The 231-nt window shown below is 68.0% G+C and carries 1 pseudogene; it reads right to left on the bottom strand.

What is annotated here, in order from left to right:
• Positions 1 to 231: pseudogene (locus ACYVO7_RS25865) on the bottom strand (type I secretion system permease/ATPase); the annotation flags it as partial.

Raw genomic sequence — 231 nt, 5'->3', positions numbered from 1 at the left:
CCGTCGCCGATATGGGTGTTGTAGCCGTCCGGCAGCTTCTGGACGAGGTCGTGCACCCCGGCCAGCGTGGAGGCCCGGATGATGTCGTCCTGCGTCGCCCCCTCGTCGAAGCGGCTGATGTTCTCGGCGATCGTGCCGGAGAACAGCTCGACGTCCTGCGGCAGGTAGCCGATATGGCGGCCGAGGTCGTTCGGATCCCAGTGGTTGAGGTCCGCGCCGTCGAGGCGGACC

Source organism: Alsobacter sp. SYSU BS001988, assembly GCF_054796215.1.
Note: the sequence above shows the minus strand (reverse complement) of the source record. Positions and strands in the feature narration are given on the sequence as shown.